We start from the raw sequence: 554 nt of genomic DNA on the forward strand, positions 1-554 counted from the left end.
GACGCTCATATCATCACTTTTTAGCTTGTCGCGACACCCCAGCATGATAGCGTTCTGCCGCTCGTGTTTGGGTCTATCTTTTACCTCTTCTAGCATAACGTAAGCAGTTACAGTATAAGGCTGCGTGGCATCTGTGAATACAAGGATGAAGAAGGCGTACGCTCCCTGAGGATCGGCATTTATGCGTGACATTTGATCATTTAGTTTAACTTTGCTAGCTTGCAGGCTACGTGAAGGATCAATGTTACAGTAGATGATAAACTCCGACATATCCTCGCCTGGCATGAAGTCAGCGCCTACAAACTTAGTCAGTTCAAACCAGCAAACAACGACCTCAAACGTTATGTCTACAAATACCACTTTTACTCAAATCGCCCAAGCTAAAAATTTGTCATTGAAATTTTCAATTGCCTCCATAAATTGCTCGCTTTATAGACAACAGCCACTTTGTTTGTCATTTACAAACCTACCACCAAGCGTTGGTCCAAGAACTTTACTCACCAACAATAAAATCACGATGCAAGCTGCAACGCTCATCCACAATTCATTTAGAG

Annotated in this window: 1 pseudogene; it reads right to left on the reverse strand. The window is 42.4% G+C overall.

From position 1 onward, the window contains the following. A pseudogene (locus tag CYP43_RS01195) lies at window positions 1-360 on the reverse strand (efflux RND transporter permease subunit); the annotation flags it as partial. Between the last annotated feature and the right edge of the window lie 194 nt (window positions 361-554).

Origin of the sequence: Campylobacter concisus (genome assembly GCF_002913045.1) — a bacterium.
In the GTDB taxonomy this organism is placed as follows: domain Bacteria; phylum Campylobacterota; class Campylobacteria; order Campylobacterales; family Campylobacteraceae; genus Campylobacter_A; species Campylobacter_A concisus_AP.